Source organism: Oceanomicrobium pacificus, assembly GCF_009833495.1.
Taxonomy (GTDB): domain Bacteria; phylum Pseudomonadota; class Alphaproteobacteria; order Rhodobacterales; family Rhodobacteraceae; genus Oceanomicrobium; species Oceanomicrobium pacificus.
The window spans coordinates 101,566-118,551 of sequence record NZ_WUWG01000001.1 but is presented as its reverse complement, the minus strand read 5'-3'; the positions used below and the strand labels follow the sequence as shown (position 1 = coordinate 118,551).

The following is a 16,986-nucleotide window of genomic DNA, read 5'->3' as shown; positions in this document are numbered from 1 at the left end:
GCTAGTCGATCGGGCAGGGACCACGCAACGGCCGGATGCCGAGCGTGTCTGCATGGTCGCGGAGCGCCGCTTCCAGCCCCGCCTGACCCTGCGGACGCCATCCGAGAGCGCGCGCGCGATCCGTGTTCATCACGTTGAAATCCTTCGGGTCGCAGCGCGGGGGAAGCGGACCGGTCTGGCCCGTCAGCCGCGTCCAGAGCGCCAGCAGGTCGCGCCGATCCAGAAGCAGGTCGGAGATGTTGAGGCAGGGCGGCAGGTCGGCCGGCGCGCGCCGCAAGAGGAGGTCGACGGCCGCCGTCAGGTCGTCCAGATGCAGTTCGGTGCCCTGTCGCGGCGCAACCGGAACACCATGAGCGTATGCCGCGATCAGGTCGGCCCATTTGAACAGCTGGCCGGGTGGCGGCGGGCCGTAGATGCCGGTCGCCCGCAGGGCAACGCCGTCGAACGCCCGCCCGCGCAGAAGCGCTTCGCCCGCCAGCTTGACCTGACCGTAGAGCGTATCGGGCACACAGGGCGTGGCCTCGGTCAGGCGCGCGCCGCGCGGCTGTGGTCCGTAGACGGCGCGCGAGGACAGGAAGATCACGCGCGCGACGCCCGCCGCTTCGGCAGCGGCGAAGAGCCGCGCAGTGCCGTCGCGATTGCGGCGCAGGAACCCGGCCGGATCATCGCCCTCGCCGCCGCGATAGCGCCCGGGCAAATGGTCGAGCGCCAGATGGACGAGCGCGTCGCAGCTTGACAGGTCGGGCGGCGTCTCGTGGCCAAGGTCGAAAGGACGGGTGGTTGGTCCGAACCGGTCCGGGCGCCGCGCGAGCGGGATTACCGTCCAGCCGCGTGCGGTCAGACCGGCGCACAGCCCGTGTCCGATCCGCCCGCCCGGTCCGGTGACCGCGATGCGTCTTGTGCCGGTGCTCACGCCGCGCTGGCGCCGGGCGGCGCGGGCAGGGTGGCGAGGTTCGGGACCGGCGCGCCCGCGTCGAACGCATTCCAGAGCGCGATGAGCGGCGCAAGTTCACGGGCCCGCTCGTGGTTTGCATGCCACGGTTTCTCATACTGATAGTGCAGGATGTGTATGGCGTCCCAGTCCCAGAGGTCGGGCAGCGCGAACCATACATATTGCAGCATGTTGTAGGTGACGGGCAGCCCGTGCCAGTCGGGAAAGAAGTCCTGCAGGAAACTCTGGTCGGTGCGCCGCCAGAACCGGCCGGGTCCGTCGAGCGCCGCGAGCATCCGGTCGAAAGTGGCCTCATCCGGGCGCGCCGTGAAGACCCCGCTGTTCATCCGGTGGAAGTCACGCATGCTTTCGTAGACATTGGGCGCGGCGCAAAATTCCGGATAGTCGAACAGCCGGTCGCTGTTGCGCAGCATCAGCATGTCCGCATCGAGGAATACGGCCGTGCGGTATTCCGTCAGTTGCCAGAGGCGCAGCTTGGCGAAATTGTCGAGCGGCGTGTGGAAGGGCGGCTTGCCCCCTTTGGTGAAAGGCGCCCTGGCATGGAGCCTGTCGCGCGCATGGCGTTCATTGAACGCGTCGGATGTGGGCAAAAGGTCCACCGCGACAGGGCGCGCGCCTTCCTCCGCCAGTTCCGCCAGCGCCGCATCGGGCACGCCGCCCGTGTGCAGCACCACACGGTCGGCGGTGCTGCCCGTGGCCCGGACCGAGCGCAGAAGCGCCCGCGCGCCGCGCGCATAGTCGGCATTGGTCACCAGCGTCACCCAGGCCCGGTCGCTCCGTGCGGGCGCGGCCCGTCTGATCCCTTCGGTCTCCAAGGTCAGGAGACCGAGCGCAGGCGTGTCGCTTCGGGATCCGGCTCGACCTGTGCGGCCAGGTCGCGCGTCCAGGCCGACACGGCCGGCACGCGTTTCCGGTCGATCCGGTGGGCGAATTTGCCTGCGACCTCGACGATTTCATCGAGCAGTCCGGCTTCCAGCCGGATCGGGTCGAGCCCGAGCGCGAGGAACTGGTCATTGCGCACGACAAGCTCGTTCTCCTCCGCCTCCTTGCGGGGGTTCGGCAGGTAGGCGATTTCCGCCCCGGTCTTGTCCGCCACAAGTTGCGCCAGATCGCGCACGCGGTGGGTTTCGGTCATCTGGTTGAAGATGCGCACCCGTTCGCCGCGCACCGGCGCGTCGCTCAGAGCCAGTTCGATACAGCGCACACTGTCCTGGATATGGATGAAAGCCCGGGTCTGGCCGCCCGTGCCGTGGACCGTCAGCGGATAGCCGATCGCCGCCTGGATCAGGAACCGGTTCAGCACGGTGCCGTAATCGCCGTCATAGTCGAACCGGTTGATCAGTTGCGGATGGCGGCGGGTCTGGTCCGTATGAGTGCCCCAGACGATCCCCTGATGCAGGTCGGTGATCCGCAACCCGTCATTCTGGGTGTAGAACTGGAACAGGATCTGATCGAGGCTCTTGGTCATGTGATAGACCGAACCGGGCCGCGTCGGATAGAGGATCTCCTGCCGCGCGGTCTCTCCCGTCAGGGTTTCGATGCCGACATCGAGATAGCCTTCGGGAATGGCGGCACCCACTGAGCTGTAGCCATAGACCCCCATCGTGCCGAGATGCAGCAGATGTGCGTCGATGCCGGTTTCCACCAGCGCGGTCAGCAGGTTATGCGTCGCGTTGACGTTATTGTTGACCGTGTAGACCTTGTGCCGGTCCGATTTCATCGAATAGGGCGCGGCCCGCTGTTCGGCAAAATGGATGACTGCATCAGGCGCAGCTTCCGCCAGCCAGGCTTTCAGCCGCTCATATTCCGCGGCGAGGTCGAGCAGGTGGAAATGGATGCGCCGTCCGGTTTCCTCATGCCAGATTCGGCAGCGCTCCTGGATCGAATCCATCGGGGTCAGCGACTGGACGCCAAGTTCCGTGTCGATCCAGCGGCGCGACAGGTTGTCGATGATGTGGATATCGTGGCCCTGGTCGGACAGGTGCAGCGCGGTGGGCCAGCCGACGAACCCGTCGCCTCCGAGAATGGCGATTTTCATACCGTCTCCTTTGTCATCCTGAAGCGCCGGGGCCGGAACGGCCCGCCAGGCGCGGGTCTGCGCAAAGTAGATGCCGGTTCGGTAACGGATTTGAGACAGGCGCATGTCAGCGCCATGTCATGTGACACCACAGGGGCAGGCCGGTGCCACGCAATCGTCATCAACCCGGGCGCGGCCACTATGGCACGGACGGCGCGCAGCACCAAAAGCCGCAGCATCAGCCGGGTTTTCGGGCGGGCTGGATCACATGGGTCAGGCTCCAGAAGAAGCGACCCGCGGCGTCGAGCGCATGCTGCTCGTCGACCCACGCGTCAACCTCGGCGGTTGCGATCTCGTCCCGGCTGCGGGCAAAATTTGCCATCAGGTCGAGCATCATGCGCGCCAGTCCGGTTTCACTTAGCGACTGGTTGACGAAAGGAAAGGGCTGCGCCGGATCGGGTGCGAGACCGGCGCGCGCCATTGCGTCCGCGAGCCATGCCGGCAGGTCCGTATGGCGGACATGGTCCTCCCACAGGCGGCACATGCGGTCCATCCGGTCGGGATCGTCGCTGAACCAGTGGAAGCTTGGCCAGAGCATGTTGCCGAGCACGACGCGGCCGCCCGGTTTCAGCACCCGCGCAATTTCGGCCAGCGCGGCGTCGATGTCCGGCACATATTCAAAGACCTGCACGGCGATCACTCGGTCGAGGCTGGCACTGTCGGCGGGAATGGCGCTCGCGTCTCCTTCAAGGATCGCCACCTGGTCCAGCCCTTTGCAGGTCATTGTGGCCGCTTTGCGCATGTCGGGGCTTGGGTCGATGGCCAGAACCTTGCCCGCTGGCCCGACGATGCCGGCCAGATCGACCGTGAGCAGCCCTTGACCGCATCCGAGGTCCAGCACGTGATGGCCGGGGCGCAGGTCGAGCGCCCGGAGATTGGCCAGCCGCCGCGCCGTGACATCCGGCCCCTTGTAGGCGCGGTTGAGCCGCTTCACCATTGCATCGTCAAACGTGAGCATCTTCTCCTCCTCCGGTCAGGGGGCGAACTTAGTCAGGGGCAGGCAGGTGCAGGGGCGTGCAGATCAGACTAGCATGATTTGCGCCGTCCGCGCGCTGCTGCTGGACAAGTCGCGCCGGTTTCGGGTTCACTGACAGGCGAACAGGTCCGGACGGGGCCGGCAGGGAGCAGGCAGCATGAGCGACGGTCCAAAGCGCAATCTTTTCGCGATATCGGTGCTGGTTGCCGTCACGCTTGCCTTTCTCATCATCCTCACGCCCTTCTGGAAGTCGATCTTCTGGGCAGCGGTCTTCGGCATTCTCTTTCGCGGCGCGCAGGAACGGTTGGCGGCGCGGATGAATGGCGGGCGCAACCGTGCGGCGGGGTTCCTTGTGGCCGTCATCCTCTTCTGCGTGCTTCTGCCCGCGCTCCTGCTCGTCGGGCTGATCGCGGGCAGTGCGCTCAATGTCTATGAAAACCTGCAGAACGGGCAGCTCGATCCGGCACAGTTCCTGCAGCGGGTGAGCGATGTCGTGCCGCGCCTCGCCTCGCGGCTGGAGCCGTTCGGGATCGAGATCGACCAGCTTCTGTCACGCCTGAGCGAGGTCGCGCTGAAGGGCAGCCAGTTCGCGCTATCGCTTCTGGTCAATGTCGGGGAGAATGCGGCGATCGTCGTCGTGCAGATTTTCCTGATGCTCTACCTGCTCTTCTTCGTGCTGCGCGACGGGCCGTCCATGTTCCGGTCCCTGTTCGACGCCGTGCCGCTGCCGCATGCCGAGAAGGAGCGGTTCTTCAACCAGTTCGCGACCGTATCCATCGCCACGATCAAGGGCACGGTGGTCGTGGGGGCGGTGCAGGGCACGCTCGGCGGGATCGCCTTTGCCGTGCTCGGGATCGACGGCGCGGTCTTCTGGGGCGCGGTGATGGCGCTCATCTCCGTGCTGCCGGCCTTCGGCGCAACCCTGATCTGGGCGCCGGCGGCGATCATCCTGATGGCCACCGGCGACTGGATGAAGGGGCTGATCCTGCTGGCCTTCGGCACATTCGTCATCTCGATGGTCGACAATGTGCTGCGCCCGATCCTTGTAGGGCGCGACACGCAGATGCCGGATTATCTGGTGCTCTTCACCACGCTGGGCGGGCTCAGCCTGATCGGCCTGACCGGTTTTGTCGTCGGTCCGGTCATCGCCTCGCTTTTCCTTGTCAGCTGGTCGATGTTCGCCGCCCGCAACGCGCAGATCGAGGCGGCGGGCGGTATGGGCGATGTCACCGCCGGCGAGGGATCGTCCGACAACACCTGACCCCGGTCAGACCGCGGCGATCACCCGTTCCAGCCGGCTGCGCACGTCGCGTGCCAGATCAGCGAGGCCGGGATTGTCGATCGCCTGCATCGACGCCGCCGGGTCCACCGCACTCACCATCACGCCCTCGGGCGTCTCGCGCAGGATCACGTTGCAGGGCAGCATCGCGCCGACGCGCGGCTCGGCCCCGATCGCGGCGAAGGCCAGTTTCGGGTTGCAGGCCCCGAGGATGCGGTAGCCCGCCATATCTTCCCCGATCTTGGCCTTCATCACCGACTGGACGTCGATCTCCGTCAGGACGCCGAACCCTTCTTCGGCGAGGGCCGCGCGCACAGCCTCGTCCACCTTGTCGAGCGCCGCGCCTGAAATCACCTTGTCGATCGTGTAGTTCATGCTCTGTCTCCGTCTCGGACACCCCGTTTCCAATCCAGAGATAGGAATTGCCGCGGCGTGTCCCAAGTTGACGCTGGGCAAACCGCCGGTCAACTGGCATATCAGGGGCACCGGGACGCAGACCAATCATTGGAAACAGGAAATCATGATAATCGGAAAACACTTGATCGCCGGCGAATGGGTCGGGTCGGACCAGAGTTTTGAGAACATGCCGGTGAGCGGGGAGGCCCAGAGTTTCGCCGTCGGCACTCCGGAACTGGTCGACCGCGCCGCCAAGGCGGCAGAAGCGGCGTTCTGGAGCTATTCCGCGCTGAGCCGCAGCGCCCGGGCTGCCTTCCTGCGCAAGATTGCCGACGAGATCGAGGCGCGCGGCGCCGAGATTACCGAAATCGGCACCCGCGAAACCGGTTTGCCGGCAGCCCGACTTGAGGGCGAGCGCGGCCGCACCACCGGCCAGCTTCGGCTCTTTGCCGACCATATCGAGGCGGGCGACTATCTCGACCGCCGCCATGACGAAGCACTGCCCGACCGCGCCCCGCTGCCGCGCCCGGATCTGCGCATGATGCAGCGCCCGGTCGGTCCGGTCGCTGTGTTCGGCGCGTCGAACTTCCCGCTCGCCTTCTCGACCGCGGGTGGCGACACGGCGGCCGCACTGGCTGCCGGTTGCCCGGTCGTGGTCAAGGGCCATTCCGCCCATCCCGGCGTGTCGGACATCGTGGCGCAGGCCATCGAGGCGGCGATCCGCGCCTGCGACATCCACCCCGGCGTATTCAGCCAGATTCAGGGCGGCAACCGCGCCGTCGGACAGGCCGTGGTGCAGCACCCGCTGATCAAGGCGGTCGGCTTCACCGGCTCTCTCGGCGGCGGGCGCGCGCTTTTCGACCTGTGTGCCGCGCGGCCCGAACCGATCCCCTTCTTCGGCGAGCTTGGTTCGGTCAACCCGATGTTCCTCCTGCCGCAGGCGCTTTCTGCCCGCGGGGCCGAGATCGCTCAGGGCTGGGCCGGGTCGCTGACCATGGGCGCTGGCCAGTTCTGCACCAATCCCGGCCTCGCTATCGTGATCGACGGTCCCGACGCGCAAGCCTTCATCGAGGCCTCCAAGGCGGCGCTGGAAGCGGTCGATCCGCAAGTCATGCTGACCGACGGAATCGCGGCGGCCTATCGCGCCGGTCGCGACCGGATCCGGGCCGAGGCCAGTGTCCGCGAGGTGCTGACCACGACCTGCGATCTGCGCATGGCAACGCCCTATCTCTTCGTGGCCTCCGGTGACGAATGGCTGGCCGAAGAGGTTCTGGGCGAGGAGGTGTTCGGACCGCTCGGCATGGTGATCGTCGCAAAAGACGCGGATCAGGTCGAGGAAATCGCCCGCAGCCTGCAAGGGCAGCTGACCTGCACGCTCCATATGGATGGTGGCGATGCGGAAGCAGCGCGTGCGCTTCTGCCGATCCTCGAGCGCAAGGCCGGACGCCTGCTGGCCAACGGGTTCCCGACCGGCGTGGAAGTGAGCGACACGATGGTCCATGGCGGACCCTATCCGGCCTCGACCAATTTCGGCGCGACCTCGGTCGGCACCCTGTCGATCCGCCGGTTCCTGCGCCCGGTCTGCTACCAGAACATTCCCGGATCCGTCCTGCCGGACGATCTGGCATCGGTCTGACAGGGCAGGCAGTCATTGAAATGGCGCGGCGGCTTGGGGAACCTTGCCGCCGCGTTTTGCATTTGTCCCTGTCGGACGAACGGACGGGAGGGTTCCGAATGCGGTTTGTGTTGCTGTTGACGGCGGGATTGGCGCTCGGCGCCTGCGGGACGCAATATGACGTGCCCGAGGTGGCCGCGAACACGCCCCTGCCGCAGGGCCAGCAGAAAGCGCGGGTCGTGCGCAGCGAGGCAAGTGCCATCGCGGCTTACGAGCGGGTCGCGCCGCGGGTCGAACGGGTGGCTGAACAGGTCTGCCAGAGCCAGAACCCGAGCGCGGGCCGCGCCTATTGCAACTACCGGTTCTTTGCCGATCCCGATCCGCGCCTGCCAGCGAACGCCTACCAGACGATCAACCGTCAGGGCCAGCCGATCGTGGTGATGACCATGTCGCTGATGCGGTCGCTGGAAAATGACGACGAGTTTGCCTTCATCCTCGGGCATGAGGTCGGGCACCAGATTTCCAACCATCTTGTCAAACGCAGCCAGCAGCAGGCGCTGGCCGGCATCGCGCTCGGCGGACTGGTGGCGGCGAGCGGCGGGGCGTCGGATGCGCTGATCCAGCAGGCAATCGAGACGGGCACCTTCCTCGGCGGACGGGCCTATTCCCAGACCTATGAGCTGGAGGCCGATGTGGTCGGCACCTATATCACGGAACTGGCCGGCTATGATGCGCGCCGGGGTGCGCAGTCCTTTGCTCGCATTGCGGGCGGCGGGGGCGGGCTGTCGACCCACCCGGCTTCGGGCCAGCGGCTCGCCACTGTCGCGGCCACCGCGGACCGGATCGAGCGCCAACGGGCGAGTGGCCAGCCGCTGACGCTCCCGCGCCGCTAGACGAATCACGCCTGACAAGGCAGGCAGCGAAGCCTAGACTTGCGGACGCGCGACTTCGCGCGGCCCTCAGGTGGTGACCATCGACAGCAAAGGAGTGCGGCACCCATGTCCCGGACCCTCGACGAGCGCCTGCGGGCGGAACTGGCCGATATTGAAGCGCAGGGGCTGACCAAGTCCGAGCTTGCGATCCGTTCGCCGCAGGCGGCGGAGGTCCGCACGGACGCAGGCGCGCTCCTCAATTTCTGCGCCAACAACTATCTGGGCCTTGCCAATGATCCGGTGCTGCGCGACGCCGCCAAAGCCGCGATCGACAGCCACGGGCTGGGGATGGCGTCGGTGCGGTTCATCTGCGGCACGCAAGACATTCACAAGGCGCTGGAAGCGGAACTGTCGGCGTTCCTCGGGACCGAGGACACGATCCTGTTTGCCTCCTGCTTCGATGCGAATGCCGGGCTGTTTGAAAGCCTGCTGGGGCCGGAGGATGCGATCATCTCCGATGCGCTCAACCATGCGTCGATCATCGACGGTGTGCGGCTCTGCAAGGCGCGGCGTTACCGCTATGCCAACAATGACATGGCCGAGCTGGAGGCGCGCCTGAAGGAGGCCGCCGACGCCCGGACGCGGCTCATCGTCACCGACGGGGTCTTCTCGATGGACGGGATTCTCGCCAACCTGCCGGCGATCTGCGATCTGGCCGAACGCCACGATGCGATCGTGATGGTCGATGACAGCCATGCGGTCGGCTTTGTCGGGCCGCGCGGCGCGGGCACGCCCGACCATTGGGGTGTGGCCGACCGGGTTCAGATCCTGACCGGCACGTTCGGCAAGGCGCTGGGCGGCGCGGCGGGCGGCTATGTGGCCGCATCGCAGCCTGTCGTCGACATGTTGCGCCAGCGGGCGCGGCCCTACCTCTTTTCCAACGCGCTGCCGCCGGCCGTGGTGGAGGCCACGCGCCGCGCGCTGCAACTGGTGCAGGACAGCGCCGGGTCCCGCGCCCGTCTGGCCGACAATGCCAAACGGTTCCGCGCGGGCATGGAAGCGGCCGGCTTCGATCTTGTGCCCGGCGAACATGCGATCATACCGGTGATGCTCGGAGAGGCCCGACTGGCAGCAGACATGGCTGCCGAGTTGCGCAGCGCCGGCATATACGTGACCGCCTTCTCCTATCCGGTCGTGCCCAAGGGACAGGCCCGGATCCGCACGCAGATGAACGCGGCCCACAGTCCGGCGGAGATCGACCGCGCCATCGCCGCCTTCACGGCTGCCGGGCGCAAGCTGGGGGTGATCGCATGAGGGCGCTTGTCAAACAGACCGCCGGTCCGGGCCTCGATCTGGTCGATGTGGCCATGCCCGAGCCGGGACCGGGCGAGGTGCGCATCCGCATTCGCAAAGTGTCGATTTGCGGGACGGACATGCATATCTGGAAATGGGATGCCTGGGCCGAGGCGACGATCCCGGTGCCGATGGTCGTGGGCCATGAATATGCCGGTGTGATCGACGCGGTGGGCGCGGGCGTGACCGGACTGGAGCCGGGCCAGCGTGTCTCGGGCGAGGGGCATATTCCCTGCGGCAGCTGCCGCAACTGCCAGACCGGCCGAGCGCATATCTGCGCGCGGACGCGCTCCATCGGGGTCAATGTGCCTGGTGCATTCGCCGATTATCTGGTCCTGCCCGCCGCCAATGTGCGCCCGCTGCCCGATTTCGTGTCGGACGATATTGCCTCGATCCTCGACCCGCTCGGCAATGCGGTCCACACCGCGTTGGCCTTCGATCTGACCGGAGAGGATGTGCTCATCACCGGGGCGGGTCCGATCGGCTGCATGGCGGCTGCGGTCTGCCGCCATGTGGGCGCGCGCCGCATCGTCGTGACTGACCTCAACGACGACCGTCTGGCACTCGCCTCGCGGATGGGCGCCAGTCGCACGGTCCGCGCCGACCGCGAGGACCTGCGCGATGTGATGACCGAGATCGGCATGCGGGAAGGGTTCGATGTGGGGCTCGAGATGTCGGGCGCGGCACCCGCGCTCGATGCGCTGATCGAGGCGATGATCACCGGCGGCAATATCGCGCTTCTGGGCCTTTTCGGGAAACGGCCCGAGGTCGACCTGAACAAGGCGATCTTCAAGGGCCTGTCGATGAAGGGCATCTATGGCCGGCGCATGTTCGAGACCTGGCACAAGATGTACGGGATGCTGGAAAGTGGGCTCGATGTGGCGCCCGTCATCTCCCACACATTGCCGTTCGAACGTTTCGCGGACGGGTTCGAGGCGATCGGCAGCGGCGCGGCGAACAAGGTCGTGCTCGATCTGACGGCGTAACCTTTCCTTTACGTAAGCTGGATGTGACAATCCGCACATTTCGACTCAGAGTCTTCCGCTAACACCTTGCGATGTATAGAAAACATGCATCGCAAGGAGTATCGAGCCGATGATGAAACTGAAGGCGTCCCTCGCCATTGCCGCCGTTCTGGCCGGCACGGCCGCGCAGGCCGGCAACATGAGTTTCGAAGAGCCCATCGAGGAAGTGGTCGTGGTCGAAGAGCCCGCCGGGTCCTCCGCCGGGTCCTGGGGCTGGGTGATCCCGGTTCTGGCGCTGGCCGCTGTGGCCTATGCCGTGACCCAGAACAATGACGACGATGATGACGACACGCCGGCATCGCCGCCGCCGGCGCCGCCGACCTGATCGAATAGGTCTTCTGACCTGCGCAGGGCCGGTTCGCGTGGCGGACCGGCCTTTTTGCTGCCAGCACCGGCGCGGTCCCTCGCGGCGTCAAATGGTTAACCAATTCTGTTCACATCGGATCGCGTTGCGGTAGAGTGCCCCGCAACAGCAAAAGGGGCATTCGATGGCGAAGAAGAAGATCGCGGTTCTGGGCGGTGGCGTCGGAGCGATGGCGGCCGCATATGCGCTGACATCGGTGCCGGGTGCGGCTGAAAAATACGAGGTGACCGTTTACCAGATGGGTTGGCGTCTCGGCGGCAAGGGCGCGAGCGGCCGGAACCCGGCCATCGCCCAGCGGATCGAGGAGCATGGGCTCCATGTCTGGTCGGGCTTCTATGACAATGCGATCCGGGTGATGAAGGAGATGCTGGGCGAGTTGAACGGCACGCCGGGCGTCTACCATTCCTTCGACGAGGCCTTCATCCCGCACAATAATATCGCGCTCGGCGACAGGGTGAACGGCGAATGGAAGCCCTGGGTGCTGGAACCGCCGATGAACGATGCGGATCCCGGATCGGACGGGGTCACCCTGTCGCCCTTCGAATATTTCCAGATGCTGGTGAAATTCCTGACGGAGGTGGCCGAGACACAGGCGAAGGCCGGCGGGCGCGGGGCCGGTGACCTGCAGCGGTTGAACGCCCATGTCGCCGCCATGCCCAAGGACGCCGCCAACCACGACCCGCAGGACATGGTGCGTCTCGGCGCGCATCTGGGCCGCTCTTTCGTCGAAATGGCCGACGACCGCGATATTGCCCGCACCATCCTGACCGACGAAGAAGGGCTGGAAGCCGATCTCGACGACGACCTGCGCCGCGCGGGCATCATGCTCGACCTCGGCTTCGCGGTGATGCGCGGGATGCTGGAGAATGACGTGTTCCGTCAGGGGTTCGACGTGATCGACGACGAGGAGATCACCCCCTTCCTGAAACGCTACGGGGCGTCGGACACCTCGCTCGACAGCGGCCTGATCCGGGCGATTTACGACTACGCGTTCGGCTTCATGCATGGCCGCACGACGGACGAGAACCGTGCCATCGGTGCGGGCACGTTCATTCGGGGCTGTTTCCGGCTCTTCTTCACCTACAAGGGTGCGATTTTCTACAAGATGCGCGCCGGTATGGGCGACACGATCTTCACCCCCTTCTACCGCATCCTGGAACAGCGCGGGGTGAAGTTCGAATTCTTCCACAAGGTCACGGCGCTCGGCCTCGACGCCCGGAAATCCGCCATCGAGACCATTTCCATGGACCGACAGGTGACGCTGAAATCCGGCAGCTACGATCCGTTCGTGCGCGTCGGCGACCTCGATTGCTGGCCCTCCGACCCGCTCTATGACCAGATTGTAGAGGGGGAGGCGCTGAAGACGCGCGGCATCAATCTGGAAAGCTGGTGGTCGGACTGGGAACCGAAGGCCAGGCGCGATCTGGTGCGCGGGCAGGATTTCGACGAGGTGATCCTCGGCATCTCGCTCGGCGCGCTGCCCTATCTGTGCAAGGATCTGGCCGACAATGACCCGCGCTGGAAGCGCATGTTCGACAAGGTCAAGACCGACAGCACGCAGAGCTTCCAGCTCTGGTTCAAGGACAGTGTGGAGGATCTGGGCTGGCCGCACGGGGATTCGATCCTCACCGCCTATGCCGACGATCTGAACACATGGGCCGACATGACCCATCTCGATCCGACCGAGGACTGGCCAGAGGACAACAAACCCGGCTCGATCGCCTATTTCTGCGGACCGCTCGCCGATCCCGATGTTATCCCGCCGTTCACAGATCACGGCTATCCGGCCCGCGTGAAAGCCGAGGTCGTCGCCCGCTGCCGCGACTGGATGGAGAAGGAGGGCGCGTTCCTTTTCCCCAAAGCCTATGACGCCAAGGGGAAGTTCAAACCGTCGAGCCTGTGCGTGCCGAAAGGGACGAAGGCGGCCGACGCGTGGGACGCGCAATATTTCCGCGGCAATATCGACCCGAACGAACGCTATGTCCTGTCGGCCCCGGGCTCCACATCTGCACGGCTGCGGGCCGACGAAAGCGGCTTTGACAATCTCTGGCTCGCCGGGGACTGGACCTATACCGGCATCAATGCCGGCTGCGTCGAGGCCGCGACCATGTCCGGTCTGCGCGCGGCCGAGGGGCTGACCGGCGTCGACATGAAGATCGTCGGCGAAAACGAAGTGCCGGGCGCGATGCCGAAGTCGAAGCCCGTCTACCCGACATTGACAACGCTGCGTCCGCAGAACACGAAATTCCCATGGTCCGGCGCCTATGGCATGGCCCAGACGACGGGCCCGACGGTGATGCTGGGTCGCCCGCGCGCTGAAGTGGAGAAGCTCCTGCCCGAAGGGCTGGAACTGGCGCCGCAGGACCTGACCGGTCCTGACCAGCATCCGATCATCCTGCTTTTCGGACGGCAACGCGACGTGCGGCCGAACCTGCTTCCCATCGGAATGGATTATCTCGAATTCATTTGCGCGGTGCCCTATGTGCGCCACACCGACCCCGCGTTGCAGGACATGCCGCCGCTTATCACCCCGACGCGGCTCTACCTGAATGCCTTGCCGCCGATCCTGCTCGGCGTCTACGGCTACGGCTTCCCGAAATTGCGTGCCCGGATGAGTTCGGATGCCTCCTGCTACGAAGTGTGCGACCCGCGCGACGGCAGCCCGATCATCTCCTGCGAGTTCAAGTTTTCCGGCCCGCAGGCGCGGGCGGAGGACTATGAGCCGATGGCACGGGTCCGCCCGGCCTATGAAATGGCAATGGTCAACAAGAACAAACTGGGGATGTGGCAGTACGCATATTACGACTTTTCGCTGGGACAGGCGCTTGTTCAGCCCCTTGACATGGAGATTAAAGTCTATTCGGATTGCTTCGGGCTCGAGCCCTGCGTATTGAAACCGCCATCGGTAAAAGACAGTCCCCTGGGCGGTTTCTTCCTGACAAGCGCGGCGACCATCAACAATCCGCTGCAAAGTTTCGAGCTCAGGGATACACTGCGAAAGATAAAGAGTTGACTGCCGAATGCCCGTCCTGCTCCAACCCGGTCCGCGCTGAAGACCGGTTTTGTTCCATCTGTGGCGCCAAGCTGCTCAACCCCGGACGGGCGCGGCCACGTTACCTGACTGTCCTGTTCATCGATCTGTCGGAGTCGACCAGCCTGACGGCGGCGCTTGGCAATGAAGCCATGTTCGACATGGTGTCCCACTACCAGCAACTGTGCCAGGAGGTCATCACCAGTGCCGGCGGCTATGTCGCCCGGTTCATGGGAGACGGCGTGCTGGCCTATTTCGGCTATCCCGAAGCGGTAAAGAACAGCGCGGAGCTGGCCATCCAGGCGGCCGATCGCGTGATCCGGGCCGTGCAGGCCATGGATGTGCCAGACGGCCATGCGCTGAACGCCAGCGCCGGGATCGCGGCCGGCTGGACCATGGTCGGCGAGATGCACGAGGGCAAGCCGGCGCAGGAAGCGCTCGCCATCGGCGATACGGTCAACACGGCGGCGCGGTTGCAGGCGCTGGCCGGGGCCGGACGCGTGGCCGTGGCCGAGGATATCGTGCGCAAGGTCGATCCGGCGCGGGTGACGCTCGACGCGGGCGGCACGCGGGAGGTCAAGGGCCTGTCGGAGCCGCTTCAGGTCTGGTTTGCTCATCCGGTCGAGCGCCCGGTGGACATGCAGGACCTGATCGGACGGCGCGGCGATCTGGCCCGTCTGAACGCGGCGTGGGACCGGGCGGCCGGCGGCGCGCCGGTGCTCCTCGACGTGGTGGCCCGCGGCGGGTTCGGGAAGACAACGCTTGTGCGCGAGTTCCTGCGCCAGACCGTGCCGGACGGGTTGATCCTCGAATTGCGCGGGTTGCAGCACCGCCGGTTCCAGAGCTTCGCACCCTTCCGCCGGATGATCCGCGAACGGCTTGGCCTGCATCCGGGCGACGCGCCGACCGATCTGGCCGAACGGCTGGCGGCATGGGCGCCGCCTGCGGTGGTGCCGGGCCTGTCGCTTCTGCTCGGGCTCGACCCGACGCCGCTTGCCCCGCTTGTCCGTGCCCAGCGGATCACCGAGGCGCTGCGGCTCCTGATGCTCGAACTTGTGCCCGACACACCCTCTGTCCTTTTCATCGAGGACGGGCACTGGATCGATCAGGCCTCGTTCGACCTGATGCGGGATCTGGTAGAGGGGCTCGCCAGCAAGCCGGTGCTGATCCTGAACGCCCGCCGCCCCGAACTGATGGAGGGGTTCGGCGGGGACGCGGCCGAGACGCTCGATTTGGCCGAACTGGACGCCAAGGATGCGGCCACGATGGTCGCCCATATCGACGCCGACAACCGCCTGCCGGCAGAGGTGCGCGACCGGATCGTGACGCAGGCGCGCGGCGTGCCGCTCTATCTGCGCCATATCACGCAAGCCGTTCTCGAACGTCCCGAAGGAGGCGTTGCACAGGGTATCCCGCCGAGCCTGATCGAGGCGCTGCTGGAGCGGTTCGACCGGGTCGAGGATGCCCAGCCGCTGGTCGAGGCAGCGGCCGTTCTCGGCGGCGAGTTGCGCAGCGCGCTTCTGGCCGAGATGATCGGCCAGCCCGAGGAGGTCGTGCAGGGCCAGATCGCCGAACTGGTCCGGCGGCGGCTTTTCGCGTCCGGACCCAAGGGCACCGTGACATTCGACCATGCGCTCATTCAGGAAGCGGTGCTGGAGACGCTCCATTCACGCGACCGGCGCGCTTTGCACGGCAAGGCGCTTGCCGCCTATCACAGTATCGACCCCGAAGGCTTGGCGGCCGCGCCCGGCATCGCCGCGCACCACCTGCTCGGGGCGGAGGATTTCGCCGCCGCCATTCCCGCACTGAACGGGGCCTCGCAACTCAGCCTCATGTCGGGCGATCTGGCAGCGGCCGGGCGGCTGCTGGAGCAGGCCGAAGGCGCGCTGGAGCGGCTCGAACAGGGACAGGCGCGCGAACAGCTGGAAATCACCACACGCGTCAGCCAGGGAAATCTGCTCGTCCAGTCGCGGGGCTTCAACGACGATTCCGTGGGCGCGGCATTCGACCGAGCCCTCCAACTCAGCCTGAAACACGAAGCTGGCGGGCTGGCCGAGTTTCAGACCGCATGGGGCATCTGGGCGCACAAGCTGGTGCGCGGCGACCAGCGCGATGCGGAAGTGCTGGTCGAGCGGATGCAGGCCATCGCGGAGGACAATCCCGAGCTGGAGGTGCTCGCTTGCAGCGCAGCCTCGGTCACGGCCTTCACCGCGGGCGATTTCGCATTGCAGGAAAAGATGCTCGCCCGCACCGCGGCGCTTTACGACCTTGATGCCCACCGGATGCAGGCTCTCGTCTACCAGATGGACAGTTTGCAACTGGCGCAGCTTTTCGGGGCGCATGGCCGCTGGATCACCGGCAATTATACCGGCTTCCTGTCCCTGTCGGAAAAGATCGACCGGCACATGGCGGCGCTCGACCTGAAACCGCTGGAACCCTATACGCGCATCTTCTCCAAGGCGCCACATGCCTATGGCACGCCCCCGCCGGCCGCGCTGTCGGATATTCTCGACGCGATGGGTCTCGCAGAGACGCTCGGCCAGCCCTTCTGGCTTCTGGCCGGTTCGGCATGGGCGTCCCTGTCCCGCCGCCAGCTCGAAGGCGGCGCAGCCGCGCTTCCCGACCAGATGCAGGCTGTGGCGATGCTCGGCGGCGCCGGTCTGCGCCTGACCGCACCCATTCACGAGGCCGGGCTGGCGCTGTCCTTCATCGAGGCGGGTGAACTGGAAGATGCCGAGGCCGCGCTGGCGCCCGCGCTGGCCGATTGCCGCGCGGACCAGCAACTCTGCTACGGGCCCGAGGTTCTGCGTGTTGCCGCCCGGCTGTGCGCGGCGCGCGGGCATGATGCGGGCGCGAAGGCACGGCTCGACGAGGCAGCCGCCATGGCCGAAGCACAGGGCGCGCGGGCCTGGCTGGCCCGCATCTATGCCGACCGCGCGGCGCTGGACGACCGTGGAGAAGCGGACCTGCCCGACCTGATCGGTGGCCTGCACAGCGCCGACATGGCGGACCATCCGGCACTGGCGGCCCTGTCGCAGGGCTGACG

13 protein-coding genes are annotated in these 16,986 nt (G+C 66.1%); 8 read left to right on the top strand and 5 right to left on the bottom strand.

What is annotated here, in order from left to right; translation table 11 throughout:
• Position 1: 1 nt before the first annotated feature.
• The 4 genes from GSH16_RS00585 to GSH16_RS00570 form a co-directional block, all read right to left on the bottom strand.
• Positions 2-913 carry an NAD-dependent epimerase/dehydratase family protein gene (locus GSH16_RS00585; RefSeq protein ID WP_160850914.1) on the bottom strand — a complete coding sequence of 304 codons (912 nt, stop codon included), beginning with the start codon at positions 911-913 and terminating at the stop codon, positions 2-4.
• Positions 910-1,752 (bottom strand): glycosyltransferase, encoded by an 843-nt coding sequence (locus GSH16_RS00580; RefSeq protein WP_328803185.1) that lies wholly within the window; start codon positions 1,750-1,752, stop codon positions 910-912. Before GSH16_RS00580 ends, GSH16_RS00585 begins: the two co-directional genes overlap by 4 nt.
• Before the next feature lie 17 nt (positions 1,753-1,769).
• Positions 1,770-2,990 carry an NAD-dependent epimerase/dehydratase family protein gene (locus GSH16_RS00575; RefSeq protein WP_160850913.1) on the bottom strand — a complete coding sequence of 407 codons (1,221 nt, stop codon included), beginning with the start codon at positions 2,988-2,990 and terminating at the stop codon, positions 1,770-1,772.
• A gap of 217 nt (positions 2,991-3,207) precedes the next feature.
• Entirely contained in the window at positions 3,208-3,987 is a 780-nt protein-coding gene (locus tag GSH16_RS00570) for a methyltransferase domain-containing protein (protein ID WP_160850912.1), read from the bottom strand.
• Between the two features lie 175 nt (positions 3,988-4,162).
• Here GSH16_RS00570 and GSH16_RS00565 point away from each other — a divergent pair, with 175 nt between their 5' ends.
• Positions 4,163-5,266 (top strand): AI-2E family transporter, encoded by a 1,104-nt coding sequence (locus GSH16_RS00565; RefSeq protein ID WP_160850911.1) that lies wholly within the window; start codon positions 4,163-4,165, stop codon positions 5,264-5,266.
• A gap of 6 nt (positions 5,267-5,272) precedes the next feature.
• Here the strand turns inward: GSH16_RS00565 and GSH16_RS00560 are convergent, their stop codons facing one another.
• Positions 5,273-5,659 (bottom strand): DUF302 domain-containing protein, encoded by a 387-nt coding sequence (locus GSH16_RS00560; RefSeq protein WP_160850910.1) that lies wholly within the window; start codon positions 5,657-5,659, stop codon positions 5,273-5,275.
• A 145-nt stretch (positions 5,660-5,804) separates the two neighbouring features.
• On the opposite strand from GSH16_RS00560, the gene GSH16_RS00555 reads away from it, so the two are divergent.
• From GSH16_RS00555 to GSH16_RS00525, 7 genes are all read left to right on the top strand, one after another.
• Positions 5,805-7,316 (top strand): aldehyde dehydrogenase (NADP(+)), encoded by a 1,512-nt coding sequence (locus GSH16_RS00555; protein ID WP_160850909.1) that lies wholly within the window; start codon positions 5,805-5,807, stop codon positions 7,314-7,316.
• 98 nt (positions 7,317-7,414) lie between these two features.
• Positions 7,415-8,188 (top strand): M48 family metalloprotease, encoded by a 774-nt coding sequence (locus GSH16_RS00550; protein WP_160850908.1) that lies wholly within the window; start codon positions 7,415-7,417, stop codon positions 8,186-8,188.
• A 105-nt stretch (positions 8,189-8,293) separates the two neighbouring features.
• Entirely contained in the window at positions 8,294-9,481 is a 1,188-nt protein-coding gene (locus tag GSH16_RS00545) for a glycine C-acetyltransferase (RefSeq protein ID WP_160850907.1), read from the top strand.
• Complete coding sequence (gene tdh / locus GSH16_RS00540) at positions 9,478-10,506, top strand: L-threonine 3-dehydrogenase (protein WP_160850906.1); 1,029 nt, start codon at positions 9,478-9,480, stop codon at positions 10,504-10,506. The genes GSH16_RS00545 and tdh overlap by 4 nt, the downstream gene beginning before the upstream one ends.
• 109 nt (positions 10,507-10,615) lie before the next feature.
• The gene (locus GSH16_RS00535; protein WP_160850905.1) at positions 10,616-10,870 is read left to right on the top strand and encodes a hypothetical protein; all 255 of its coding nucleotides are present in this window, start codon (positions 10,616-10,618) and stop codon (positions 10,868-10,870) included.
• Between the two features lie 163 nt (positions 10,871-11,033).
• Positions 11,034-13,922, top strand: coding sequence for an NAD(P)-binding protein (locus tag GSH16_RS00530; protein ID WP_160850904.1), 2,889 nt, complete (start codon positions 11,034-11,036; stop codon positions 13,920-13,922).
• The gene (locus GSH16_RS00525) at positions 13,919-16,984 is read left to right on the top strand and encodes an ATP-binding protein (RefSeq protein ID WP_160850903.1); all 3,066 of its coding nucleotides are present in this window, start codon (positions 13,919-13,921) and stop codon (positions 16,982-16,984) included. The genes GSH16_RS00530 and GSH16_RS00525 overlap by 4 nt, the downstream gene beginning before the upstream one ends.
• Positions 16,985-16,986 lie beyond the last annotated feature (2 nt).